Origin of the sequence: Paenibacillus qinlingensis (genome assembly GCF_013204845.1) — a bacterium.
Lineage (GTDB): Bacteria > Bacillota > Bacilli > Paenibacillales > NBRC-103111 > Paenibacillus_E > Paenibacillus_E qinlingensis.
In genome coordinates this window covers 512,513-538,518 of sequence record NZ_JABMKY010000003.1, presented here as the reverse complement: position 1 = coordinate 538,518, position 26,006 = coordinate 512,513, and the positions used below count along the sequence as shown (strand labels likewise).

Below are 26,006 nucleotides of genomic sequence, written 5' to 3'. Positions count from 1 at the left end.
GAGGTTCACCTATGAGTGAAGTTATTAACAAATCCAAACTTGCTAAGCAAGCTGCTCAATCAATGGGCAATCTCACAACAGAGCAAAAGAATACAGCCTTGTTGCTGATGGCAGACGCCTTAATTACGGAGCAACAAGCGATCATCGAAGCCAATAGCAAAGATTTGCAGCGTGGCAAAGAGCAAGGCACCAGCGCTTCTCTACTAGACCGATTAGCGCTCAACGAAACACGTATTGCGGCGATGGCCGAAGGCCTTCGTCAAATCGCAGAGTTGCCTGATCCGATTGGCGATACCCTTGAATCCTTTGACCGCCCCAATGGACTACGGATTCGCAAAATCCGTGTACCACTAGGCGTCATCGGGATTATCTATGAAGCAAGACCGAACGTAACGGTCGATGCTGCTGGCTTATGTCTCAAAACAGGCAATGCAGTTGTACTACGTGGCGGATCATCTGCTCTATTATCCAATGAGAAAATTGTGGAGGTCCTGCATACAGCTTTAGAGCGATCCGACCTGCCGGCAGATGCCCTGCAACTAATCCTAAGCGCAGATCGCAGCTCCGTCGATGAAATGTTGAAGCTGAATGGCCTTATTGACGTGCTAATTCCACGTGGTGGACACTCACTTATTCAAAATGTTGTCAATAACGCGTCTGTCCCAGTCATTGAAACAGGTGCAGGGGTGTGTCATACTTTTATAGATCAAAGTGCTCAGCTCGATATGGCTATTCGAATCGGGATTAATGCGAAGGCACAACGGCCTTCTGTTTGTAATAGTATGGAAACTTTGCTCGTACACGAAGCCATTGCAGAGAAGCATTTAGCTGCGATTGCAGAAGCATTCCAAGGCGTTCATGTTGAGCTGCGGGGTGACGAGCCTTCAAGAGCTTTGGTACCAAGCATGCTGGTTGCTGAACAAGCTGATTGGGGGACGGAGTACGGAGATTATATTTTAAACATCAAAGTGGTTAAGGATCTAGATGAGGCGTTAGCTCACATTCGCAACTACGGCACGATGCACTCGGAATGTATCGTAACGGAAGATGCTGCCAATGCAGAGAAATTCCTACAAGAAGTGGATGCTGCTGCTGTCTATCATAATGCATCGACTCGCTTTACAGATGGCTTTGAGTTTGGATTCGGAGCCGAGATCGGCATCTCCACACAGAAGCTACATGCCCGTGGTCCTATGGGACTGCCTGCGCTAACTTCAACCAAATACCGCGTTTACGGAAGCGGACAAATACGCGAATAAGACGTATATCCTAAGGAGGAATGCTCGATGTCCACGATGTTATCACAAGCGAAAATCGCCTTTGTAGGCGCAGGGTCTATGGCAGAAGCTATCGCCCGAGGCCTTATCCAGACGGAAGTTGCGAATCCTAAGCATGTCTATATGATGAATCGTTCCAACCAAGACAGATTAGCTTATCTTCGCTCGGAATACGGATTGGAGGCAACTTCAGATCCTGATACTAAAGAAGTATTCATTCGAAATGCTGACGTTGTTGTACTCTGCATGAAACCTAAGGATGTCGAAACTGCTTTTGCAGAGCTTGCACCGATGTTGAATGAGAAGCAACTGCTCATTTCCGTTATCGCTGGCCTCTCCATCGACAAAGCAGAAACACTTTTACAAACCAACATGCCGATCGTACGCACAATGCCGAACACCTCTTCAACTATCGGATTAGGCGCAACAGGAATGAGCTTCTCTTCTAAGGTTAATGATACATTCAAGCAGTTTGCTATCCAAATGTTTGAAGCGGTTGGAACGGTCACAATTGTGGACGAAGATAAGTTAGAAATTCTGACTGGCGTATCTGGAAGTGGTCCTGCCTATGTGTATTACTTCATGGAAGCGATGATTAAAGCAGGTATCGAAGGCGGTCTTTCTGAAGAAGATGCGAAGCAATTGACGCTACAAACGTTCCTAGGCGCAGCCCACATGGTGCAGCATACACAGGAAGATCCAGCGGAGTTACGTCGTAAGGTAACCTCCCCTAATGGAGCTACACAAGCTTCAATCGAAACGTTTGATCACTATAAATTCAGCGAAGCTGTCGCTCAAGCTGTGTTCGCTTCCGCTGCACGCGCCAAAGAGATGGGCGAGCAAATCGCGGCGAATAGTCCTGTAGGCAAATCGGTCTAATCTATTTTTTCACGACTATATGTTAGTTTGAATTCTAGTTAAAGCAGGTGAAAGTTCCTTATGAGTTCATATTGTTTAGCAACCTATCGGAGTTTCGATGAAAAAGCTGATTTTCATAAAAAAGCAACAGGCATAGCAGTTGGTCTTACCGTTGGCAGTTGGACGGAACTGCCTGAGGCTCAGAAAGCTTCCATGGAGAAGCATTTGGGCAAAGTTGTTTCCGTTGAAGTCCACGAGCCTGCGGCTGGTGAACCTCTTTCGGGGCGTTATGCGGATATCACCATCGCCTATCCTGATGTGAACTATAGCCGAGATATTCCCGCGCTATTAGTGACCGTGTTCGGCAAGCTGTCTATGGATGGCAAAATCAAACTGATCGACCTTGCCTTTTCTTCTGATTTCCTCGCTGGTTTCCCTGGTCCGAAATTTGGGATGCAAGGTGTTCGTGATCTACTTGGCGTACATGAACGTCCGCTGCTCATGAGCATTTTCAAATCCGTTGTCGGGTACGAACTGCCTGCCTTGCGTGAGCAATTTTACTTACAAGCGGCTGGTGGCGTCGATCTCATCAAGGATGATGAGATTTTATTCGAAAATCCGCTAACACCGATGGAGAAGCGCATTGCGATTTGTCTCGAAGCAGCTGAGCAAGCCACGAAGGAAACAGGTCAAAAGCTGCTCTATGCGGTTAATTTGACAGGTTCCACCTCCAAACTTGCTTTACAAGCCAAGAAAGCCATTGCTGAAGGGGCTAACGCTTTATTATTTAATGTGTTGGCTTATGGGTTCGATGTGCTGCACGAATTAAGCTCAGACCCGGAGATCAACATTCCGATCATGGCACATCCTGCAATGGCTGGTGCTATGTATCCATCGCCACACTACGGCATCTCGCCTTCCGTTCTTTTGGGCAAATTAATGCGCCTTGCTGGTGCTGATTTGGTGTTATTCCCTTCTCCTTATGGCTCCGTTGTCATGCCGAAGGAAGAGAATTTGGCCATTAAACATGTACTATTAACGCAGGATTTACGTAAAGATTACACCTATCAGGCTCCGTCTGATGTAGAATTAAAATTAGCACCAAGCTTCCCGGTTCCTTCCGCGGGTATCCATCCTGGTCTCGTACCGCTCATTCTTCGTGATTTCGGAGGGGATGTTATCGTGAACGCTGGAGGCGGTATCCACGGTCACCCAATGGGAACAATTGCTGGTGGACAAGCTTTCCGCCAAGCCATCGATGCAACTTTACAAGGTAAAACTTTACGCGATTACGCCCAAACACATCCAGAGCTACAATCAGCTATTGACACATGGGGGATTAGAGAATGAGCAAGGAACGCATTATCTTTTGTGACTTTGACGGTACGATTACCGTTAACGATAACATTGTAGCGATTATGAAGCATTTCAATCCTGAGGGTTGGGAAGGCATCGTCGAGCGGATTGTGACACAGCAAATCTCTATTCGTGAAGGTGTTGGGGCGATGTTTGCCCTTCTGCCTACCTCACGCAAATCGGAGATTGTGGACTATGCGATCAACAATGCGACCATCCGTGATGGTTTCGAAGAATTTGTCTCCTATTGCAAGGAGCAAGGAATTACCCTTTTGATCACAAGCGGAGGTATTGATTTCTTTATTTACCCGCTGCTTCGTTCGTTTGCGATTCCTGATGATCATATTTATTGCAATGCCAGTTCTTTTGAAGGTGAAACCATAGAGATCCTATGGCCGAATCCGTGTGATGCGCATTGTCAAACCGACTGCGGCATGTGCAAAACAAGCATCATTCGTTCTTACGATCCCGAGCGGTATGAGCGGATTATTATCGGAGACAGCATCACCGATTTTGAAGGTGCTAAGCTAGTGGATACGATTTTTGCCAGATCGCATCTCATCGAGCGTTGTGATCAACTTGGCTATGCGTACCACCCCTTCGAAACGTTCTTCGATATCATTAAGCAATTGGAGGCTGAACCCGTCAAATGAGTATTTTACTAGAAGAAAAACAACATGCTTTCGCTGAATTGCGTGACATTAAAGCAAATTTAGCGGCACGCGGATGGTTTCCTGCGACAAGCGGCAACTTATCTGTTCGTGTTGGTGGCTTTGAGCCGAGCGCTTTCACCTTCGCTATTACGTCTAGTGGTAGAGATAAATCGGTCCAAACTCCGGAGGATTTCCTTCTCGTCAATGAGAAAGGCTTGCCGACAGAAGCTACGAGCCTTAAGCCATCTGCGGAAACCTTGATCCATAGTGAGATTTACCGCTTAACAGGCGCTGGCGCTATTTTCCACGTACACACAATCTTCAATAACTTAGCTTCTGAGCTTTATGGAGAACGCGGCAGCATTCCCGTCGATGGTGTTGAGTTGATCAAAGCATTCAACATTTGGGATGAGGAAGCACAGATCGAGATTCCGATTCTGCCCAACTATGCGGATATTCCACGTATTGCTGAACTTGTTGAAGGTGCAATCGTACCTCGCATTCCAGGCATCGTGCTTCGTAAGCACGGGATCTATGCTTGGGGCGCAAATGCCTTTGAAGCAAAGCGTCACCTGGAAGCATTCGAATTCTTGTTCGAATATGTGTACCGCTTGCATGTGCTGAAGAAGTAAGAAACTCCACGTGTAGCCGCTAACTTACCCTGGCAGTTACGGAACGTGTTTCGGCTAATTTTCGAAAACTGCCTTTTACTTAAAGTTGTGGAACGTCAGACCGCTATTTCGTTACTGTCAGCGCATGTACTGCGTTTGCTCAGAAATAGAGGAACCTCGTTTCGCAACTTTTTTTTAATTGGCAGTATGTATACAAATACGAGTCTCTCATTTTGTCTATGTTTGTGGTGGGAACGGGGTTTTGGTGTCGTGTCAGCGGCAGTACTGCTGTTTGGTTCGGTAATGGGAGTAGCATGGACAAATGTTCTATCGCTGTAGTAGGCAGGATGCTGTAAACTCGGAGTAACGGGTGGTTAAAGGCGAAGGGACAACGTGGGTTACCGGCAAGGAGTCGTAGAAATGCGGTCTAACTCTCACCTTTCACTCTCATTTCTCATTTCTCACTTCTCACTCTCTCACCCCTCACTCTCCCCGCTACCACTTCCCTTTTTCAAAAATGCAAAAATACAACCTTTTCTACTAATTTAAGATCGAAAATAGTAAATGCGTGCGAATAGGCAACCTTTTTAAGGTTTTTCAGGAAAAACCCCTGAAACCACCCCCATTTGATGCCTATTTGCATCAATTTCCAATAACAGAGGAATGAACCGATTCGAAAAATGCTCTTTTGCATTTTTGCCAGGCTAGAGGACTTGATAAAGAGAATAAATTGGAGAAAAGTAGAGTAGTCTAGCAAGTTACTCTCCAATTACTCACATAACCCTCATAACTCCTCACTTCGTTCCTAATTACAATATACTCATATTGTGGCGAGAGTCGCGGGGGTGGAGGTTGGCTAATACATGGAGAAGCAGCAAAAAAAACGCCCATTTCCTCTCCCTTCTGGAGAGAAAAATGAGCGTTATCCTTATCGCGACTGCCTGAAGCGCTGCGAATACTCTTTGGCCTGATCCACTGTCGAGACGCGATTACGGCTCCAATCCAGCAAAATCCGATCAATATACCGGAAATGGACTTTCCCGGCAAACACTGCTTCCTTCAAAGCTGTCATGATCAGCTCTTCTTTATACATATCTTTATCGAGCCAATTGCTGATCGTTTCCAGCTCCATCGGCGTTAGAGGTCTAGCAAATTCATTCTCGATCGTAGTATAAATGTTCTTCACTCGATCATCACTAGGAGCTTGCGTAATTGCCGCCAATTCCGCTAACTCTTTCAGCTGCTGCTCCGCCACACGCTTCGCTAATTTCTTATAGAGCGGCGTCAGGTTATACTGCTCGCTTCGAAACCCTGTTGTTTCGTGCGTATCCTCATCGATCGCGATAAACTGCTCGCGAATCAACTTCTGCACACTGGCAATAACGACATCTGGTGAAGCCGACATCCGCTCCTGGATTTCATCCAGGGTCGGGAATGTGTTCCTATCCTTTTCAACAAAGGAAATAAAATGGATCAGTGTCATAACGTCAACTTCACTCAAAAGTAGTGCACGATAATGCTTGAGCAATAAACTCGGTACCGCGACACTCCCCTCTAGGAAGCTATTCATCAAGATCGCTTCAACCTTCAACTGTGTATTCGATTGCGTACTCATACGTCTTTCCCCTTTCTCCCCATGGACAATGCCACTACTTAAGGGTATAGACGGTATAACAAACGTGGGAATGGAATGGTTTCACGCACATGATCCAAGCCGCAAATCCAAGCAACTGTGCGCTCTAATCCTAAACCGAAGCCAGAATGCGGGACAGTTCCATATTTACGTAGATCCAAGTACCACTGGTACGCCTCTTGAGATAACTCATGTTCCGTGAAGCGTTGCTCCATCAATTCAGGATCATCAATCCGTTGACTTCCCCCAATAATTTCGCCGTACCCCTCTGGCGCGATCATATCAGCACACAACACGACTTCGGGACGACTAGGATCTGGTTTCATATAGAAAGCCTTAATCTCCGTTGGCCAGTGGGTAATAAATACAGGCGTTTCGTATTGCGCGGCAATGGCTGTTTCGTGCGGAGCTCCAAAATCTTCGCCCCATTCGAATTCATGCCCATTCTTTTGCAAATAGTCCACAGCCTCATCGTAAGTGATACGCGGGAAACTGCCTTTGATTTTCTCCAGCTTCGAAGTATCCCGCTCCAACGTTTCAAGCTCCGCTTGGCAATTCGTAAGCACCGTCTGTACAATATGGGATACGAATTGTTCCTGTACCTCAAGGTTTTCCACGTGATCCACGAATGCCATCTCCGGCTCGATCATCCAGAACTCAATCAGATGTCGGCGTGTCTTCGATTTCTCCGCACGGAAAGTAGGACCGAAGGAATATACGCGGCCTAGTGCCATAGCGGCTGCTTCCATGTAAAGCTGCCCGCTTTGCGTGAGAAATGCATCTTCATCGAAGTATTTCGTATGAAATAAGTTCGTTGTGCCTTCACAAGACGATGGCGTCAAAATTGGGGGATCCACCAGATGAAATCCTCTGTCATTGAAGAACGCCTGAATCGCCTTGATAATTTCTGCACGAATCACAAGAACCGCACGCTGACGCGGACTCCGGATCCACAGGTGACGATTGTCCATTAGGAAATCTACACCATGCTCCTTCGGAGTTATCGGATACTCTTCCGTAATTTGAATGATTTCTACACCAGACACGTCGAGCTCGAAACCGCCTTTCGAGCGTGTGTCTTCTTTAACTTTACCCGTTATGTATAAGGAGCTTTCTTGGGTTAGCTTAGAAGCGGCTTCCCAGGTTTCTTCACTCACTTCACTTTTCACAACAACACCTTGTATATATCCCGAACCGTCACGAAGCTGCAAAAATTGAATTTTACCACTTGAGCGTTTCTTGTTTAGCCAACAGCCGATAGTAACAGACTCGCCGACATGATGTTTCACTTCACCTATTGTACTTTTCATTTAAATTCCTTCCTCTCTACTTACTGAGATTCCATTCTATTGTACACTATTTCACGATTTCCACGAAATAATCAGTCCGACAGTGACTGCACGAGTCTGTAAGTATCCTGTGCAATGACCCATTCTTCATTCGTTGGAATGACCAGCGCTTCAACCCTTGAACCCAGCTTCGTTATTCGCTTTTCTATGCCTCTTCCAAGCAGGTTTGCTTCCTCATCAAAATCTACCCCAAGGAAGCTCAAGCCCTCGCATACCACTTTACGCAGCGGTGCGGAATTCTCGCCTACACCTGCGGTAAACACAATCGCATCGACGCCATTCATCGCCGCAGCATAAGACCCGATGTATTTGCGCAGCCGATACGTATACATCTCAAAAGCCAAGGTAGCGTTCTTCTCGCCCGCTTCCATAGCCTCCACGATCTCCCGCATATCGCTGGAGATTCCCGAGATCGCCTGCAGGCCGCTATGCTTATTCAGCATGGAGCTGACCTCGCCGATCGTCAAATCCTCCTTGCCCATCACGAAGGGCACGATGGCCGGATCCAGATCGCCGCTGCGCGTGCCCATCATCAGACCTTCGAGCGGTGTCATCCCCATGCTCGTGTCAACCGATTGGCCGCCCCATACAGCGGCGCAGGAAGCGCCATTACCAATGTGACAGGTAATGAGCTTCAACTGCTCTAGCGGGCGTCCTAGGAAGGCAGCGGCACGCTCGCTCACGTACTTGTGCGACGTACCGTGGAAGCCGTAGCGTCGCACCTTGTGCTTCCGGTAGAGCGCCATCGGCACCGGATACAAGTAGGCCTTCGCCGGCATCGTCTGATGAAAGGCGGTGTCGAAGACAACAGCCTGCGGAACGCCAGGCATGTTCGCATCCACCGCCGAGATGCCCAGCATATGCGCCGGGTTGTGCAGCGGCGCCAAATCAAATAGGCGCCGGATCTCCTTCTTCACCTCGTCCGTGACGAGGACGGAGCTCTTGAAAGATTCACCACCGTGGACAACGCGGTGGCCAACGGCATCAATCTGTGAGATGGCGGTCAAGACGCCATGCTCTGGATGAACAAGCACATCCAAAACTCTACGGATGGCGGTTGTATGCTCAAGAATTTCATCAACCTTGTGAAATTCGGGTTTGTTCGCTGGTTCGTGCATCAGGATAGCGGTATCCATTCCAATCCGTTCTACTCGACCCTTCGCCAGTACAGTCGCATTTTCCATATCATAGAGCTGATACTTCACTGAAGAGCTACCAGCATTGATAACCAGAATATTCATAGACGGTCACCATCCTTGTCGTAGCGGAAGAAGCCTTCTCCCGTTTTAGCGCCAAGATGCCCCGCGCGTACCATTTGCTTTAGCAAATACGAAGGACGGTATTTGATATCTCCATATTCACGGAACATTCCCTCTAGTGCAGCCAATACAGCATCTAACCCAAACCGGTCACACATTTCTAGCGGACCATGCTTGAAATCATAGCCAATGCGCATCGCTTGATCGATATCTTCCGCGGAAGCGACACCTTCGGATAAGGTGTGCAGCGCTTCATTAATGAGCGTACAAATCAATCTCGTCGTAATATACCCAGGCGATTCATTCACTTTAATACTCTTTTTCGTAAGAACATCATCAACGAATTGGCGAGTAAGATCATATGTCTCGTCCGATGTTTTCATCGCCCGTACGATTTCAACAAGGTTCACTTTGGCAACGGGATGTAGGAAATGCAAGCCAATGACACGCTCTGGATGCGTCGTGATGGCTGCAATCTCCGTTACACTTAACGTAGAAGTATTCGTTGCTAGTATGATATGAGGAGAACATATTTGATTGAGCTGGAAAAAGACGTGCTTTTTCGCATTCAAATCTTCCGAAATCGTTTCAATCACGAGCTCACAGGAGGCCATGTCCTGAATCGAGTTGGCTCTTTTGATTTTCGAAAGGATGGATTTCTTCTCCGCTTCCGTCAAAGCCCAACGCTCAATTTGCTTATCTAAACTGACCGTTATAAGCTCAAACGCACGATCTAGCTTTTCTGTTGTTTTCTCAGCAAGAATAACATCAAGACCACGAGCGGCCAGCATTTCGGAAATGCCCTGCCCCATTGTCCCTCCGCCAATTACCCCAATAGTTCTAAACATCATAACTTGTTTCTCCTTCATCCTTACTTCTTCAATCACTTTATAATTATATGTATCATGCATACGTGTAGTAAAGCCAATAACCGCTGGCCGAATTGGCCAACGGTCATTATTATGCACTTTGTGACACAGAAGCGTCAAATAATGTACGAAAAGTATCACCAGAGAGTACTTCTTCCTTCATCAGAATAGCGAACGAATGTTCAAACACATTCCGCTGCTCATCCAACATTTTCTTCGTACGCAACATTAGCGCATCTAGGATAGCAGCATTTTCTTTCATTAGCTGTTCCTTCGTCACCATCTCACGATCAATAATACCTAAGCTAGTAAGTCCGGCATCCATCATGTTGCGAACCATAGAAAGTGATTGTTCGAAATCGTTTCGTGACCCGGTACTGCGACCGCCGTAAATCATTTCTTCCGCTGCTGCCCCACCAAGGGCAATCATGATCTGATCTTCGATATAATCTTTCGTATACAAATAATGATCCTGCGGGGGGTTATGACGTACATACCCTAAGGCTTTCCCACGTGGACTCACGGTGACTTGAGAAACAGATCCTGGACGAACAAGCTCAGCAATAATAGCATGACCTAATTCATGATAAGCCACACGTTCTTTCTCACCATTCGCTGTTTCTTTATCTGTTCGTTCTCCCATCATAACCTTATCAATCGCGGAAGCCAAATGCGGCTGCTCAATCGCTGGCTTATCCTCACGCATTGCATAAATAGCTGCTTCATTCAGGACACCTTCGAGCTGAGCACCTGAGAAACCGAAGGTTTGATCTGCTGTTTGCTCCAAAGTTACACCTTCAGCTAACGGCTTATTTTTAGCATGGATATGCAGAATAGCTAAACGGCCTTTCTTATCTGGCAAGTCAACCTCAATATGTCGATCAAAACGTCCAGGCCGCAGCAAAGCACTATCGAGCATTTCCTTCCGATTCGTTGCGGCAATAATGAGAATTCGCGGCGCATCGTTCGTATGAATCCCATCCATTTCCGTCAATAACTGATTCAAGGTCTGATCATACTCACGTTGCCCACCAGCATCACGTTTTCCACCAATAACATCAATTTCATCAATAAAAATAATCGCATTATCCTTGCCTTCTTTGACAGCACGTGCTCTAGCTTCCTTAAATAAATCACGCACGCGGCTTGCTCCGACACCTACATACATCTCAACAAATTCACTGCCTGAAGCCGCCATAAAAACAGAATTCGTGTAATGCGCGGCTGCTTTAGCCATTAATGTTTTCCCTGTACCTGGAGGCCCGGTCAATAGCAATCCTTTAAGCGGACGAATACCTAGCTTCTTAATTTCCTCATGCTTAATTAAAAAATCAAGAGCTTCCATCAATTCTTTTTTCGCTCGATCTTGTCCGCCAATTTCATCAAAGGTGAGGAAAGCAGGCGTCCGATTCTTACTTTTCCGATCTCCACCGCCAGCAGAAGCTCCGATACCGCCGCGGGTTTTCATCATATACAATAACGAACCACCCAATGCACTCACGAATAAAATGGGTATTACATTCACACCTAGAAAAACTAAGAACACCAGAAAAACAGGAATAAATCCGATTCCGATTTCTTTATATATTTTACTCATTCGGCCACACTCCGATCTGGGAGATTCTCGGCAGCATGATAAATTTAGTCGTATCACCATCTGTTAATCGAATGTAAACATTATTCTCATCCATTTCGCTGTCTACGTTCATAGCGGGCACACCATTTGCATACTTCTGTAAAGTTGTTGGAATATCCGCATAATGCTTCGTTTCCATGGCTTGAGCTACCTCAAATAACGCTTTAGACCACCATTGATCCAGCTTAGCCGAGGATTGATTCTTAATCGTGATATTCACAGTCCTTTTCCCAATAATCGATGCGCCTTCGTCCTTAATTAATTCTACAACTTGTCGTAAATTAGCATCAGGCTTCAAAGTTAACTCAACATCTACTTGATTGGAAGAAAGTTTCATGGTTGAATTCGTTACACCCGGTGCATTGTTAATTATATGTGATAATGGATTCTCCATAGCAAAGCTTGTATAAGCGAACCAGCCTCCAAAAAGTACACCAGCCGAAATAATCACGCTCAAAATAACAGGTAAAACGCGCAGCTTCATCTTCATAGGTTGGCGTCCACCTTTCTGTAATGATATATTTGTATGCCTCTAAAGCAATACGATAAGTATATCATTACGTATACACTATTCGCCTTATGTAAACAGTGGAAACACATGAATGTCTTCATCATCGCTAAAATACAAAAAAACTCAACCTTCTTATTGAAGGCTGAGCCGATAAGTATCCAGATAAGTACCATCTTTGAAGGAATAATAATCATAGAAGTACCGCGTACCTCTATCTTCCTTCGTCTTATAAAAGACTTCCCAAACATAGTCGCTTCCTAATTTGCCTGGTATAACTCGCTCAATCTCACTGCTTGGCGCCTTTTTCAATACAGCAGCCCTGGCTTGCTCTTCGGTGAAGGCTTCCTCCGCCATTTCCGAATGAACATTTTCCGCAGATACCCAAGCAATTAAACGCTGTCCTAGCTTGTTCTCCCCATATACAATCTGAAACGGCTCATCACCGTAGAAGAAATCCACCTTTGATGCCTTGGTCATCATACTTCCTACATAAGCTTTTTCAACAGCTACACGTTTCTCATCCCAGTGTTCGTTCTGCACATTCAGGTAGAATCGGCTAAGCACGACACCCAGCGTTGCTACAATGAAAACGCCAAGTGTAATAGTTCGCTTCGCATTCATGACCGCCGCGCACCTCCCCAAAACCACTCACTTTGCCTAAGCATTACCCTTTTAATCGATCAAAGCATAATTCAAATTCACGTTTAATTTTCTCTTCATCCAATGTTAGACACTCACCTTTACGGACGATCCACTTCCCATCGACACACACATCAACAACATCTTTCGCACAAGCGGAGTACACGATGTGGGAAACGAAGTCTGTTTTCGGTAGGAAATGGGGCTGATCGATATCCAGTGCGATGAAGTCTGCTTTCATGCCAGGCTCAAGTAAACCAACATCCTTCAGCCAAATGGATTCTGCTCCCATCCGAGTTCCTAGCAACAAGGCTTCTTTCGCAGGAATCGCTAACGGGTCACCAGTTACTCCTTTATGAATAAGAGCTGCCAATCGCATTTCCTCGAACATATCCAGATTGTTGTTCGATGCAGCTCCGTCCGTACCTAGGGATACTTTAACACCAGCACGCAATAGTTCAGGTAAACGAGCAACACCACTTGCAAGTTTAAGATTGCTGCCCGGATTGTGGGACACACGTACATCGTATTGTTTGAGAATAGCGATTTCTTCATCATTCAAATGAACGCCATGCGCAACAAGCGTTGGACGAGTGAACACGCCTAGCTTTTCCAAGTGCGCAACAGGTCTAGCGCCATATTGTTCGACATTACCCTCGACTTCACGGCGAGTTTCCGACATATGCGTATGGATCGGAAGATTGAGATCATGAGCGGCTTGTACGATACGCTCGATATAATCTGGCGGACATGTGTAAGGAGCGTGCGGCGACATCATGGTTGTAATTCTACCTTCCGCCTTGCCGTGCCAGTTCTTCGCAAATTCAGTTGCTTCGATCAACTTTGCTGTTTGTACATCCGGCGGACATAGCCCGATCACACCGCGGGTCAATACACCCCGCATGCCTGACTCTTCTACCGCCAAGGCAACTTCATTCATATGGTCATACATATCGACAAAAGTTGTCGTGCCGCCTTTAATCATTTCAAGGATCGACAACCGTGTTCCCCATTTGACATCCTGTGAGGTGAATTTGCCCTCCATTGGCCACATTTTTTCCTCTAACCATACTTGCAGCGCAAGGTCGTCACCGTAGCCGCGGAGCAATGACATCGCAGCATGTCCATGTGTGTTCACAAGCCCAGGCATATACAGCTTATTCGTTCCGTCAATCACTTCATCATAATGGTCTAGCGGTTCAGGCACTTCTGTCCCGATGTATGTAATCTGACTGCCTTCGATAACCATGCAGCCCTTGATGGATGATTTGTCTTCCTTATTAGAAATAAAAATACCATTCGAAATTAATGTTTTTTTCATAGTAAAAAACCCTCTCTATGCTCATTCTATAAACAGTTACTGCTCCATAAACTTTACATCTTCAAGCTTGTAAAATCAAGGAAGCCTTACACGTTTCCTAAGATGTTGAGAAATTGTAAATTGTCACGGAATTTTCGTTGCTTTAGTCCTTACGAGTATGATACTTTAAACATTGTGAGTTTTTTCTACAATTTGGTCATTTTCAATTCACAAATTCGTTTAAAAACTTGTACATATAGCAAAAATTAGGAGGATTCTATGACAACGTTATTCACCAGAAAGAACGAAGTCGATTTCTTGCAACTTCTTATCCGTGCTGCAGAGAACGCGCTGCAAACAGCTCAACTGTTTCGTACGGCTATGATGGGTGATAAACCACCAATTGAGTATGTTAAAGCCATTCATGATCTAGAACATGCAGGCGACTCCATCACTCACGACATCTTCAGAGGTTTGAACAAAGTATTTATTACACCGATCGATCGGGAAGATATTATGGTTCTAGCTTCCAAAGTGGATGATGTCACAGACGGGATTGAAGCAACGATTGCACGTTTTGACTATTTGAATGTTTCTCATACGGATTCCTACATGAAAGATTTCTCAGGTGTGATAGTAGATTCCTGTCAACATATGTTAGATGCTTTCAAGCTTTTGGCTAAGAAAAAATATATGCAAATTCCGGAGCACACCGTTGCCATAAACAAACTTGAGAATGATGGAGATCGCTTAATGCGTGAGGGGATCCGTCAAATCTTTATAACACGTAAGGACGTGTACGAAGATTTTAAACTCAAAGAAATTTACGAGCGTTTGGAAGAAACTACCGATGCTTGCGAAGATGTCGCTAACATTCTAGACAGCGTAGTACTTCGTTACTCTTAAGACAAGATGTCTGTGTGTACGAAGAAAGTTTTCCTATTGGAAAACGCTAGGAGGAATTCATGTTAACTTATTTGATCATAATCGTTGCACTAGCCCTGCTATTCGACTTCATCAACGGATTCCACGATACAGCTAATGCGATTGCAACTTCCATCTCTACGCGAGCATTGAGCCCTAGAGTCGCTATATTCATGGCTGCTTCACTTAATTTCGTTGGTGCCATGGTTTCTTCTGAAGTTGCCAAAACGGTAGGCGGAAGTATTGCCAATCCTGCGAAGATCGAAAATGGTGTTGAGGTCGTTATAGCTGCTTTACTTGCGGCTATCATCTGGAACTTGCTTACCTGGTACTTGTCCATTCCATCCTCCTCCTCCCACACGTTGCTCGGTGCCTTAGCTGGTGCCGTAATTGCAGGAGCAGGCTTCAATGGCGTCAACTGGAGTGGTTTCACACAAATTATTATCATTCTCATTTTATCGCCGATTATCGCTTTCCTTCTAGGTTATCTCATCATGGTATTGATCAAAAATATCGTCCTCTGGTCGGGCAATACATCCCGTTCCAAACTAAATCGCGGATTTCGGACATTGCAAATTATCTCTGCTGGATTACTTTCCTACTCACACGGAGGTAACGATGCCCAAAAAGCGATGGGGATTATCGTATTTGGTCTCGTTGCAGCAGGCGTACAAGATGATTTAAACGTGCCGATCTGGGTAAAGATTGCTGCAGCCCTTGCGATGGGTCTTGGAACATCTATCGGTGGATGGCGCATCATTAAAACGGTCTCAGGTAAAATTGTAAAAATTGAGCCTATCAATGGCTTCGCCTCAGATTTAACGTCATCGATTGTCATTCAAATCTCAACCTTCATTGGTAAACCATTATCAACAACACATGTTATCTCCTCTGCGATCATCGGAACAGGCAGTGTCATGCGTTTCCATGAAGTACAATGGGGTACGGTAGGTCGCATGTTAGTCACTTGGGTTATTACGATTCCGATCTCAATGATTCTTGCTTACACGCTGTACTTTGCTATATTCCGTTTAATCATGTAATCAACAAACAAAGGCACGACCCGCTGAAGCTGCGCGGGTCGTGCCTTTTTCATGCTAATCGAGATAGTAGGCCAAGCTTTGAAGCTCTGTCGTGAAATCTGCATAATGCACGCGTACATCAGGCGGCACCTTGATGATGACTGGAGCAAAGTTCAGAATCGCTTCAATGCCACAAGCAACGAACTCATTCGCTACATTCTGTGCTTCTGCCGCGGGAACGGTAATAATACCGATCCGCACACCAAGCTCAGACATAACCGACTTCATTTTATCCATGGGAAGCACAACCAAGTTATTAATCACTTCGCCAGCCTTGGAGGGCATGGCATCGAATAAAGCTACAATTTTCATATCATTACGTAAATACGTATTATAATTGCAAAGTGCTCTGCCTAAATTTCCTGCGCCAACGAGCGCTACTTGAATATGTCGATCTAATTTAAGAATCTGCCTAATCTTTTCGATCAAATAATTGATATCATAACCAATACCTTTTTTGCCAAACTCGCCAAAATAAGCTAAGTCTTTCCGAATTTGAGCAGGATTCAGATCTAACTTCTGACCTAAATCCTGAGAAGACACCGTGGAAACATTGTTCATTTGCAACTCGTTTAGATAACGTAAATAGATAGGTAATCTGCGGACAACAGCTTCTGAAATTTTTTGTGTCTTCACGTTCTTAGGCTCCTCCCATCCATTGCTCAATCCTCGGCAGCATTTGTTCGCAGTTCATGTGCTCAATCTTCGGACCAGGCAACGAATAGAGGAAGTGCTTGCCATAATACGTTTCAATAACACGTGTATCATAAATAATGACGATCCCTTTGTCTGACGCTCTCCGAACTAATCGACCGAAACCTTGTTTAAATCGAATAACAGCTTGAGGTACAGAAAATTTCATAAATGGATTCTCATTACGCTTCTTGATATTCTCACATTTGGCTTCTACAAGCGGGTGATTCGGCGGCTGGAAGGGGAGACGAATAATCGCCAGACAACTTAACGCATCCCCTGGAATATCTACACCCTCCCAGAACGAGCTGGTGCCCAATAACACGCACATTTTGTTATCTTGGAACATCCGGGTCAACTTACTGCGATTGCCGCTGTCGACACCCTGTCCGAGCACAGTAATGCCGTGTTGGCTCAGCTTTTCTTTCATACCTGCATGGACAAGCTTCAACATCCGATTCGAGGTACATAGAACCAGCATTCGCCCCTTCGTCACTTGTGCCACATCACTCAGAGAGTTGATCAATGCTTCGATGAAAACAGGATCCCCCGCTCCCTTAATCGTAGGAAAATTGCGTGGAATAACCACCAAAGCTTGCTCACGATAGTTAAATGGAGATGGCAACTGTACCGTTTTCAGCTTACCTGACTCTTCGTCCTCTGGAATGGCTAAACCAAGCTGCTCTGCCGAGTATTGGAACGATTTATTCACCGACAGCGTTGCGGACGTTAGGATAATACTGTCTTTCGTTTCAAAGAAATGCTGCTGCAGCAACCCGCTTACATCTGTTGGAACAGAATTCAACTGAACCGATTTGGCTTTGGCATACGTGCCGGCTTCAATCCAATACACGTACCCTTCATCTGCCATTTTCATAAAGAAATGAAGCGCATCCCGATGCGCATATAGCTCTTTCACTGTTCCATTCAAATCGGTTACTAGCCCTTGAACACCTAGTCCATCCTGCTGCTCCTTTAGCTCACTCAACAATTTATCCAAAGTCCGCAATAAATCATTTGCATTCAGATAAATGTTATCCTCCATAATCAACAACTCGCGCCAATTCGTAGGCAGGGTATCCGGTTTTAAACGCAACACATATTGCGATGTCTCCGATTGCGAAGGATCACTTTTGGAGGAAACCAATTCGTACAAGGCTTCGCTTAAACGTTCCCAGTCTTCTTTGATCGAAATGATTTTCGGAAATAATCCATCTATTGTGTTACTCCATGCGGCAGCTCTTTCGCCTGCCTCATCCGATTTCTGTAATCGGAAGCGAAGCATCGGAAGTTGACCGCTTCGATTGTCCTTATACAGCCACAATAAGGAATGGTAAAACGCAGAGGCATGCAGCTCGATTCCAAGGTGCTTACTCGCCACTTCTTCAAAGTGATGCGCCTCATCAATCACAAGGTGCTTGTAGGACGGTAGAAGGCGGTTCTCAGCCTTCATATCTGTAAAGAGGAGGGAATGGTTCGTGATGATCACATCAGCCGTGTTGGCGTCATTACGAGCTCTGTGGTAGAAGCACTTCTTATACCAAGGGCACATGCGGTTTAAACAGGAGTCTGTATCACTCGCAACCGAGTACCAGAATTGGGCACCTTTGTTGCCAAAGTGCAATTCTTCCTCATCCCCATGTTCAGTTTCACTGAGCCAAACGACCATTTGCGCGGCTGTTATTGGGTCTTCTCTGCCATTTTCGTAGTCCCGTGTTGTGAGCTTCGTCTCAAACTTGCGAAGGCACAGATAATGGCTTCTTCCTTTGAGGACAGCCGCTTTGAACGGAACAGGAAAAATTTCTTTTAACAAAGGAATATCCCGCTCCCGCAGCTGCTCCTGCAAATTAATCGTATGTGTCGAAACGACTACTTTCTTCTCATATTTCAAACCATAATAAATCGATGGAATCAAGTAGCCTAGTGATTTCCCTGTCCCTGTTCCCGCTTCGATCATCAAATGTTGATCAGCCTCGAGAGATTTCTCCACTTCCAGAATCATTTGATCCTGTGACTCACGATCCTCATACACCTCGAATCGTTGTTGGAGCGCAGATTTCAATCCTTGCTGGAATGCTTGAAAGGAAGGGCCTAATGCTTCAGTGACCTCGAACTCCGATCTCAGCTCATCTTCGTCGCCCCAATCCGTCACATTCAATGTAAATTGACGAAAGTAACGATTCGTATCCATATCGACACTTGTTACTGACTCTTTATATAAACAAATTTCGTCTAAAAACCAACCCAAATCGGTGTTACCGTTTTCGAAAATTTGGTTCAACCGTTGTACCGTTAAGAGAGGCAGCCCCAGTAAGCGATCCAAGCAGTGGATCCAAATCAATGCCGTAACTTCCGCATCACTGTCTGCTTGGTGTGGCCTTTCATGATCAATCCCAAACAACGCCGCCACCATACTAAGCTGTAGACTAGAGATGGACGGGAATAAAATACGCAGCATATCCATGGTGTCTAGGACACGACCCGAGAAAGGAGGATAACCAGTTCTCGTTAGTCCTCGCTGCAGGAATGATAAGTCAAACGCTGCTTGATGCGCTACAAGCACACAATCAAACAAGAGTGGAAACATGTCTGACATAACCTGATCAAGTGACGGTGCATCCGCAACCATCTCATTGGTAATCCCTGTTAAAGTTGTAATCGAAGAAGGTATACTAATCCCTGGGTTCACCAGAGAAGTATACCTGTCTGTAATTTCAAATTGATCTATGATGACGAGTCCAACCTGTATAATTTCGTCCCCAGGCTGACTTCCTGTCGTTTCAAAATCCAAAACTGCAAATTTCATAACGTCTATCTTCAATCCCTTCGTCCTACACTTCTCCTAGCATACCAAATCTGATTAGGAAAAGGGAATACCTTGTTTTACCGTTTCGGGTTAGGACTCATCGAGATTGATTAGTGGCTCCATACAAGAAGGGTCGGTATGATAGGCTTTTTGAAAATATTCGAAAGCCTTCTCTAGGTTCTGATTTTGCACTTGAATGCAACCCATGGCGTTGTAAGAAATAGCTTTCATCTTTGAATTTTCCGTCAATGGCAAGAGGAATTTGAAGTGCTGATACGCATCGCCAAACTCCCCTTTACGCAAATGTCCCATCGCTAAATACACACGAGCTAATAAGAAATCCGGTTGCCGCCTAATCAGTACCTCGAATTCTTTGATCGCTTGATCATACATGTACAACTTATAATACCCTTGCCCGCGCATGAATTCTTCGGTTTGTTTACCGGACATGTCGAGCTCCATCAGTTCATCATGTAAGGTTTGAGTATTGCTGATCGGCACCGCCCCATAAAACTTTCCCAGCTTCTCCTCAAAAAGCAGCCACGCCTCGATGAATTCATCACTCATCGTCTTTAACACTTGCAATTGTTCGTCAAGTTCGGCCTTTTTCTCCACATCGCTGTTCGGATATTCCTTCTGGATTTCTTCCAAAACCTCATTCATTGTGGAAAATAAATGCTTAAACATTTGGCATCCCCACCTTTGCTTCGAAAGCTTACCCTCATTCTTTGTAAACAAAGACGTTTTCATGCATGGGAGTGGTTTTGCCGTAAATCTTAGAGAACGGTTGAGTGTTCTTCTTCCTTCAGCAATTGAGCAACCGTGTTGTTTGCTCCCATAATGGCAATCGTTGGATGATGCTTCTTCGCTTCTTCGTCACTCATCATGGCATAAGAAACAATAATAATGGTATCACCGGTTTGAACGAGTCTAGCTGCCGCGCCATTCAGACAAATCACACCTGTTCCGCGTGGCCCTGGAATAATATACGTCTCCAAACGTGCACCGTTATTGTTATTCACGATTTGCACTTTTTCATTTGGCAGCATATCCACAAGGTCAATCAAATCCTCATCGATCGTGATACTTCCGATATAGTTTAAATTCGCCTCTGTAACCGTGGCGCGGTGAATCTTCGCTTTCATCATTGTGCGAAACATAAGACGTCACTTCCTGACTTGTAGAATAAGATTATCAATTAAACGTGTTTTCCCAAACTTCACAGCCAGCGCAATAATAAGAGTAGTAATAGAATGGCTATGTTCAAAAGGCTCTAAAGTTGGGTATGTCAATACTTGGGCGTAGTCGATATCGGCTAATGGTGCCGTTTGGATATGATCGCGAACTAAGATTTCTAGCTCTTGAGATGTAAAAGAGGATGCTGCATTGCTTAGGATAAATTCCTTCGCTCGCTGTAAGGACTGAGACAATACCAGCGCTTGCTGGCGCTCCTCTGGAGACAGATACACATTCCGTGAGCTCATCGCTAGGCCATCCTTCTCACGCAGGGTCGGGCAAGGCACGATTTCAACGGGTATATTCAAGTCATGAACCATCTGCTCAATTACAGCCACTTGTTGGGCATCCTTTAAACCGAAGAATGCTTGGTCAGGTTGAACCATATGGAACAACTTACTAACAACCGTAGCCACGCCATCAAAATGCCCTGGTCGTGAAGCCCCACAGAGTCTTGTCGTAACCTCAGACACACTAACCGTGGTACGTGTTGGTGTTGGGTACATCTCGTCGACAGATGGCATAAATACGATATCTACACCTGCCGCCTCCGCGACCGCCAAATCTTGCTCAGCATTGCGTGGATACCGTTCAAAGTCTTCGCCAGGTCCGAACTGCAATGGATTCACAAAAATGCTTAACACGACTAATCCACTTTGAGAACGAGCCTTTTGGAGGAGACTCGCATGTCCTTCATGTAAAAAGCCCATCGTCGGCACAAAGCCGACAGACTGATCATTCTTGCGTCGATACGCTTTGATCCGAGCTCGTAAATCCGCAATTGTCTGAACCACTTCCATGGTGTGGATCGCTGCCATGACCAATCACTCCTTATCACCATATAGATATTGAACAACATCATTGTCCATATGAAATGTATTTTCTTGTGCCGGGAACGTCCGTGCCTTCACTTCTTTCACATATTCGCCAATCCCTGCACGGATAGTTTCCCCGATATTTGCATAGGCTTTAACAAACTTTCTGGGAGCACTGTCAGAACCATACTGCAGCAAATCATGATACACAAGTACTTGCCCGTCACAATGCACGCCAGAACCTATGCCAATTGTGGGGATGGATAGTTGCTTCGTAATCCATGCCGCCAATTCATCCGTTACGAGTTCCAGAACTACCGCGAACGCACCCGCTTCTTCAATTGCCTTGGCATCACTTAACAGCTTCTCAGCTTGATCCGAGTTCCGTCCTTGTACACGGAAGCCTCCCAGTTGGTGAACCGACTGCGGTGTTAGCCCCAAATGGCCAACAACTGGAACGCCTGCTTCCGTAATCGCTTTGACTGTGGCCGCAATCTCTGCGCCACCTTCCAATTTAACCGCCTTAGCACCGCCTTCACGCATCAAACGTCCAACACCTTGTAAAGTAGCGTCCAAGCTGCCATGGTACGTTAAGAAAGGCATATCAGCGACGACAAACGTATTCGCGGCGCCTCGCACAGCAGCACGTGTATGATAAACCATATCATCCAATGTAACTGGCAGTGTCGAATCATACCCTAGTACAACATTTCCTAGTGAATCACCAACTAGAATGACATCAATTCCTGCTTCTTCCGACAAACGTGCTGAGGGATAATCGTAGGCCGTCACCATCGTAATTGGTACGCCGTCTTGTTTCATTTTTCTCATCTTTGCTGTCGTTAGCGCTTTACGTTGTTCCACAGTAATCCCAACTTCCTCATATAAAATAAAAAACCTTTTAGCTAAGAGCTAAAAGGAGCGCATGCAGAAAGAATCAATGATCCCTCTGTCTCGGTCCTATAAGGCTCAGAGCAGAATCCAACATCTTGTTTCAGTTATTCAAGTTCGTGCAAGACCACTGCTAGGATCACTACAAGATCAATTGCAAAGTCTAGTGCAAGGATCAATTGCAAAGTCAATTGCAAAGTCAATTGCAAGGTCAATTGCAAGGTCAATTGCAAGGTCAATTGCAAGGTCTACTTACAAGTGCAGTTCCTATAAGGATACCGCCTTATGCTTCTATTATACCAAAGCTTGCTTCCGGAGGATACCCTTTATATCCCACTACTTCAGTTCAATGTCTCCGGAATAAATTTTAACCCGTTCACCATTGGGGGTTATCACTGTCAAAGCACCCGTATCATCCAACGAATCTGCGATACCTTCAATAAACCCTGACGGAGATGATGTCCGAATCGGTCTCTTCAGTGTGACACTTAAGGCTTCCCATAATAAACGAATCGGGGCAAATCCCTTCTCCATATAAAGGGCATACATCTCCTCGAATTCCAATAGAAAAGCTTGTACTAAACCTTCACGTGAGACCAATGCGCCGGACTCAATCGCTAAAGAAGTTGCAATCGAGCGCAGTTCTTCCGGATAATCCTCTTCTAACAAATTAACGCTAATGCCAATCCCGGCGATCACATACTTCAGTCGCTCATCCTCGCCACTGCTTTCTAGTAAAATACCACTGACCTTCTTTCCGTGGATAAGAAGGTCATTTGGCCATTTGATGCCGATTTCAACTTGGCACACTTTTTGAATGGCACGACACAGGGCAACCGCACTAAGCAGGGTTAGCTGCGGCATGAAGTATACAGGAATACGCGGAGTCAGAATAAGACTCAACCAGATCCCCTTACCCGATGGAGAATGCCAGCTGCGCCCCATTCGGCCTCTGCCTGCTGTCTGCCTTTCTGCGAGCACAATCGTGCCCTCAGGCGCTCCAGAAGCGACCAGCTTATGAGCAATCGTTTGAGTAGAATCTACTTCATCATAAATATGTACTTTTTGACCAAGCACCTTCGTTTTCATGCCATTTAATAACTCAGTGACCTGCCACTTCGCTGGCTTATGGATCAGACGATACCCCTTACGTGGAGCGGCTTCAAAAGCGTACCCCTCCGCACGGAGTTCCTCAATATGCTTCCATATCGCAGTACGGCTCACGCCTAACCGCCGACTGATTTCCGCCCCAGATACATAGGTTTCGGGTGCTTGCTCAAAAAGCGCTAAAATTCGTTCATTCATACGATTCCACTCGCAATCTTATAGTTTGATCTATAGTAGCGCAGGGGTGCGCTTGATTTCTGATTCATTTTAATACTATTAAACCAATTAACTAGCTACTTCAATGTACAAGATACCACTAACTCAACTGACTAGCTACTTCATCCTTGCAAGATTCCTTTAACTCGACTTACTTGCTACTTCAAGCGTACAAGATACATCTCACTCGACATACTAGCCACTTCAGGCGTACAAGATACCTCTAACTTCAACATATTGGCTACTGTAGCGGGCCAGATACCTCTCACTCAACTTACTACCTACTTCAGGCGTACAAGATACCTCAAACACAAACTTCAAGGTATTAGTTACTCAGCGGGCAAGATACCTCTACTCAACTTACTAGCTGCTTCAGATGTACAAGATATCTCTAACTTCAATATATTAGCTATTTTAGTGGGCTAGATACCTCACACTCAACTTACTAGCTTCTTCAGATGTACAAGATACCTCTAACTTCAACAAATTAGCTACTTCAGCAGGCAAGATACCACTACTCAACTTACTAGCTGCTTCAGATGTACAAGATACCTCTAACTTCAACATATTAGCTACTTTGGGTAAATACCTCTCACTCGACATACTAGCCACTTCAGATGTACAAGATACCTCTAACTCAAACTACAACAAATTAGCTACTTCAGCGGGCTAGGTCCACTAGCTCAACTTATTAACTGCTTCACGACCGAGCGCTTTATCAATTAACTGGATTTCATGTAGGTATTTTGAGTGAATACGCACCAAAATCTTAAATAGATGGATTATATGTTGTTATTTCTGACCAATTTCTCTATTCTCGCTTAAACTCCATCATTTAACTGTAAATTTTCCAATTAAATACAATTTCAAGTAAAAAACACCGAAAATAAATGGAGTTTCTACAGTTATTCGATTTCATGAATGCATGCATGGCTCCTATTTCCATAGCCGCCATTCAAAAGAAAAACCGCACAGCGCTGCTACTTCGCAGCCTGCGCGGCGTAAATCAGAGCTTCGCGCTCATTCGGGATTTCCCCGAGAGCCGCTCGCTCGAGCAGATCCTGCAGCAGCTTGCCCATCCATGGGCCCGGCTGCCGATCAAGGGCCTCCGCCACATCCTGACCGGATATGGCAAGCTCCTTCAAGCTGAAGCAGGGGACCTCCTTCAGCCATACCTCCCCGCGCCGCAGCAGCTCCGGCGCCGTATCAACCAAGAAGCTCGCCAAGCCGCCGCGCTTCCTCTCCACCTGCGGCAGCTCGCGCAGCAGCCGCAATAACGCGCGGGCTGCGGCTTCGCCGCGCCGCACCGCGCCAAGCTTCCAGACCCGCTCCAGCGGAGCCGGGTCATCCACAACAGTCTGCGCGGCGACAGCATCGCGCAGAGCGAGCACTTCCGCGACCGCTGCGCCATCGGCGCGGGAGAAGGTCAGCTCCTGGAGCGCCGCGCGGACAACGTCCGCTGGCACCTCCAGGAGCATCAGCAGCATGGACCAGCGGTCATGCTGCCCCTCCAGCGCGCTGACAACGTCCAGCGCATCATCCCAGGCGAGCCAAGCCTCAAAAGGCAGCGGCAGCTGCTTTTTGAGGTAGGACAGCAGGCCGCTCGCCAGCAGTAGCCGCACAGCCCGCGCCGGAGCTGGGCCTTCCACCATGCGCTGCAGCTCGCTGCGCACGCGCTCCATGGCGATATGGCGCAGCAATGGCGCATTCGCCAGCAGCGCCTGCCAAGTGCTCGCCTCGATCTCTAGAGTGTAAGTCGAAGCGAAACGAATGCAGCGAAGCATACGCAATGCATCCTCTCCAAAGCGTTCCTCTGCAATACCTACGCAGCGAAGTACCCCAGCGGCCAGATCTGCTTGTCCCCCATAAGGATCCTGCAGAACGCCAGCTACATCCATAGCCATCGCGTTCATTGTGAAATCCCTTCGCCTTAAATCCTCGGTTAAGTCCGAAATATAGGCAACAGAGGCAGGACGACGAAAACCTTCGTACGCTGCCTCCTTACGGAAGGTCGTTACCTCATAGGTTCCTTGCGAGATCAGAACGGTTACCGTACCATGTTGGAGTCCTGTTGGCACTGTTCGTTGAAAAATTTGAATAACCTGCTCCGGCAGCGCCGAGGTGGCAATATCAATGTCTTTGATGGAACGTTCCAGTACCGCATCACGTACACAGCCACCGACATAATAGGCCTCATAACCAGCTTCCATGAGCGTCGTCAATACTTCCGAAGCACCTGGATCCTTCAATCCCTTACTTACATCCAACTTCATTCTCCTATCCAG

The 26,006-nt window shown here is 46.0% G+C and carries 23 protein-coding genes; 7 read left to right on the top strand and 16 right to left on the bottom strand.

What is annotated here, in order from left to right:
* Window positions 1–11: 11 nt before the first annotated feature.
* Genes HQN88_RS09265 through mtnB form a run of 5 tightly spaced genes read left to right on the top strand, consistent with a single transcriptional unit; the run spans window position 12 to window position 4,776 of the window.
* On the top strand, window positions 12–1,259 hold the full coding sequence (locus HQN88_RS09265) for a glutamate-5-semialdehyde dehydrogenase (RefSeq protein WP_173110277.1): 1,248 nt from the start codon (window positions 12–14) through the stop codon (window positions 1,257–1,259).
* Window positions 1,260–1,286: 27 nt separating this feature from the next.
* Window positions 1,287–2,156: a pyrroline-5-carboxylate reductase gene (gene proC, locus HQN88_RS09260; protein WP_173110275.1), complete on the top strand. Its 870-nt coding sequence runs from the start codon at window positions 1,287–1,289 to the stop codon at window positions 2,154–2,156.
* Between the two features lie 60 nt (window positions 2,157–2,216).
* Window positions 2,217–3,485: a 2,3-diketo-5-methylthiopentyl-1-phosphate enolase gene (locus tag HQN88_RS09255; protein ID WP_173110273.1), complete on the top strand. Its 1,269-nt coding sequence runs from the start codon at window positions 2,217–2,219 to the stop codon at window positions 3,483–3,485.
* Window positions 3,482–4,144, top strand: a complete 663-nt coding sequence (locus tag HQN88_RS09250) for a 2-hydroxy-3-keto-5-methylthiopentenyl-1-phosphate phosphatase (RefSeq protein ID WP_173110271.1) — start codon at window positions 3,482–3,484, stop codon at window positions 4,142–4,144. Before HQN88_RS09255 ends, HQN88_RS09250 begins: the two co-directional genes overlap by 4 nt.
* Entirely contained in the window at window positions 4,141–4,776 is a 636-nt protein-coding gene (mtnB, locus tag HQN88_RS09245) for a methylthioribulose 1-phosphate dehydratase (RefSeq protein WP_173110269.1), read from the top strand. Before HQN88_RS09250 ends, mtnB begins: the two co-directional genes overlap by 4 nt.
* Before the next feature lie 907 nt (window positions 4,777–5,683).
* On the opposite strand, the gene HQN88_RS09240 is transcribed toward mtnB, so the two are convergent.
* The 8 genes from HQN88_RS09240 to HQN88_RS09205 all read right to left on the bottom strand — a co-directional run bounded on the left by HQN88_RS09240 (window position 5,684) and on the right by HQN88_RS09205 (window position 13,972).
* Window positions 5,684–6,370: a DnaD domain-containing protein gene (locus tag HQN88_RS09240; RefSeq protein WP_173110267.1), complete on the bottom strand. Its 687-nt coding sequence runs from the start codon at window positions 6,368–6,370 to the stop codon at window positions 5,684–5,686.
* Between the two features lie 38 nt (window positions 6,371–6,408).
* Entirely contained in the window at window positions 6,409–7,698 is a 1,290-nt protein-coding gene (gene asnS / locus HQN88_RS09235) for an asparagine--tRNA ligase (RefSeq protein WP_173110265.1), read from the bottom strand.
* Between the two features lie 71 nt (window positions 7,699–7,769).
* Window positions 7,770–8,978, bottom strand: a complete 1,209-nt coding sequence (locus HQN88_RS09230; RefSeq protein WP_173110263.1) for an acetate kinase — start codon at window positions 8,976–8,978, stop codon at window positions 7,770–7,772.
* A complete protein-coding gene (locus HQN88_RS09225; RefSeq protein ID WP_173110261.1) occupies window positions 8,975–9,847 on the bottom strand; it encodes a 3-hydroxyacyl-CoA dehydrogenase family protein in 873 nt (290 codons plus the stop codon). The genes HQN88_RS09230 and HQN88_RS09225 overlap by 4 nt, the downstream gene beginning before the upstream one ends.
* Before the next feature lie 109 nt (window positions 9,848–9,956).
* Window positions 9,957–11,462, bottom strand: coding sequence for an AAA family ATPase (locus tag HQN88_RS09220; protein WP_173110259.1), 1,506 nt, complete (start codon window positions 11,460–11,462; stop codon window positions 9,957–9,959).
* Complete coding sequence (locus HQN88_RS09215; RefSeq protein ID WP_246320120.1) at window positions 11,455–11,991, bottom strand: hypothetical protein; 537 nt, start codon at window positions 11,989–11,991, stop codon at window positions 11,455–11,457. Before HQN88_RS09215 ends, HQN88_RS09220 begins: the two co-directional genes overlap by 8 nt.
* 153 nt (window positions 11,992–12,144) lie before the next feature.
* Entirely contained in the window at window positions 12,145–12,633 is a 489-nt protein-coding gene (locus HQN88_RS09210) for a cell wall elongation regulator TseB-like domain-containing protein (RefSeq protein ID WP_173110257.1), read from the bottom strand.
* Window positions 12,634–12,676: 43 nt separating this feature from the next.
* Entirely contained in the window at window positions 12,677–13,972 is a 1,296-nt protein-coding gene (locus tag HQN88_RS09205; RefSeq protein ID WP_173110255.1) for an amidohydrolase, read from the bottom strand.
* Window positions 13,973–14,230: 258 nt separating this feature from the next.
* Between HQN88_RS09205 and HQN88_RS09200 the strand changes: the two genes are divergently transcribed.
* Window positions 14,231–14,857 carry a DUF47 domain-containing protein gene (locus HQN88_RS09200; RefSeq protein WP_173110253.1) on the top strand — a complete coding sequence of 209 codons (627 nt, stop codon included), beginning with the start codon at window positions 14,231–14,233 and terminating at the stop codon, window positions 14,855–14,857.
* 59 nt (window positions 14,858–14,916) lie between these two features.
* Window positions 14,917–15,918: an inorganic phosphate transporter gene (locus tag HQN88_RS09195; RefSeq protein WP_173110251.1), complete on the top strand. Its 1,002-nt coding sequence runs from the start codon at window positions 14,917–14,919 to the stop codon at window positions 15,916–15,918.
* 54 nt (window positions 15,919–15,972) lie between these two features.
* Here the strand turns inward: HQN88_RS09195 and HQN88_RS09190 are convergent, their stop codons facing one another.
* The 8 genes from HQN88_RS09190 to HQN88_RS09155 form a co-directional block, all read right to left on the bottom strand.
* Entirely contained in the window at window positions 15,973–16,593 is a 621-nt protein-coding gene (locus HQN88_RS09190) for a redox-sensing transcriptional repressor Rex (protein WP_171628788.1), read from the bottom strand.
* A gap of 4 nt (window positions 16,594–16,597) precedes the next feature.
* Window positions 16,598–19,456, bottom strand: coding sequence for an ATP-dependent DNA helicase DinG (dinG, locus tag HQN88_RS09185; protein WP_173110249.1), 2,859 nt, complete (start codon window positions 19,454–19,456; stop codon window positions 16,598–16,600).
* Window positions 19,457–19,546: 90 nt separating this feature from the next.
* On the bottom strand, window positions 19,547–20,143 hold the full coding sequence (locus HQN88_RS09180; RefSeq protein ID WP_173110246.1) for a tetratricopeptide repeat protein: 597 nt from the start codon (window positions 20,141–20,143) through the stop codon (window positions 19,547–19,549).
* Between the two features lie 89 nt (window positions 20,144–20,232).
* Complete coding sequence (gene panD / locus HQN88_RS09175) at window positions 20,233–20,616, bottom strand: aspartate 1-decarboxylase (RefSeq protein WP_173110244.1); 384 nt, start codon at window positions 20,614–20,616, stop codon at window positions 20,233–20,235.
* A gap of 6 nt (window positions 20,617–20,622) precedes the next feature.
* Complete coding sequence (panC, locus tag HQN88_RS09170; protein ID WP_173110490.1) at window positions 20,623–21,492, bottom strand: pantoate--beta-alanine ligase; 870 nt, start codon at window positions 21,490–21,492, stop codon at window positions 20,623–20,625.
* A 24-nt stretch (window positions 21,493–21,516) separates the two neighbouring features.
* Window positions 21,517–22,371 (bottom strand): 3-methyl-2-oxobutanoate hydroxymethyltransferase, encoded by an 855-nt coding sequence (gene panB / locus HQN88_RS09165; RefSeq protein ID WP_173110242.1) that lies wholly within the window; start codon window positions 22,369–22,371, stop codon window positions 21,517–21,519.
* A gap of 363 nt (window positions 22,372–22,734) precedes the next feature.
* Window positions 22,735–23,703, bottom strand: coding sequence for a biotin--[acetyl-CoA-carboxylase] ligase (locus HQN88_RS09160; protein ID WP_173110240.1), 969 nt, complete (start codon window positions 23,701–23,703; stop codon window positions 22,735–22,737).
* Window positions 23,704–24,701: 998 nt separating this feature from the next.
* Window positions 24,702–25,988, bottom strand: coding sequence for a CCA tRNA nucleotidyltransferase (locus tag HQN88_RS09155; RefSeq protein WP_246320119.1), 1,287 nt, complete (start codon window positions 25,986–25,988; stop codon window positions 24,702–24,704).
* Window positions 25,989–26,006: the final 18 nt, after the last annotated feature.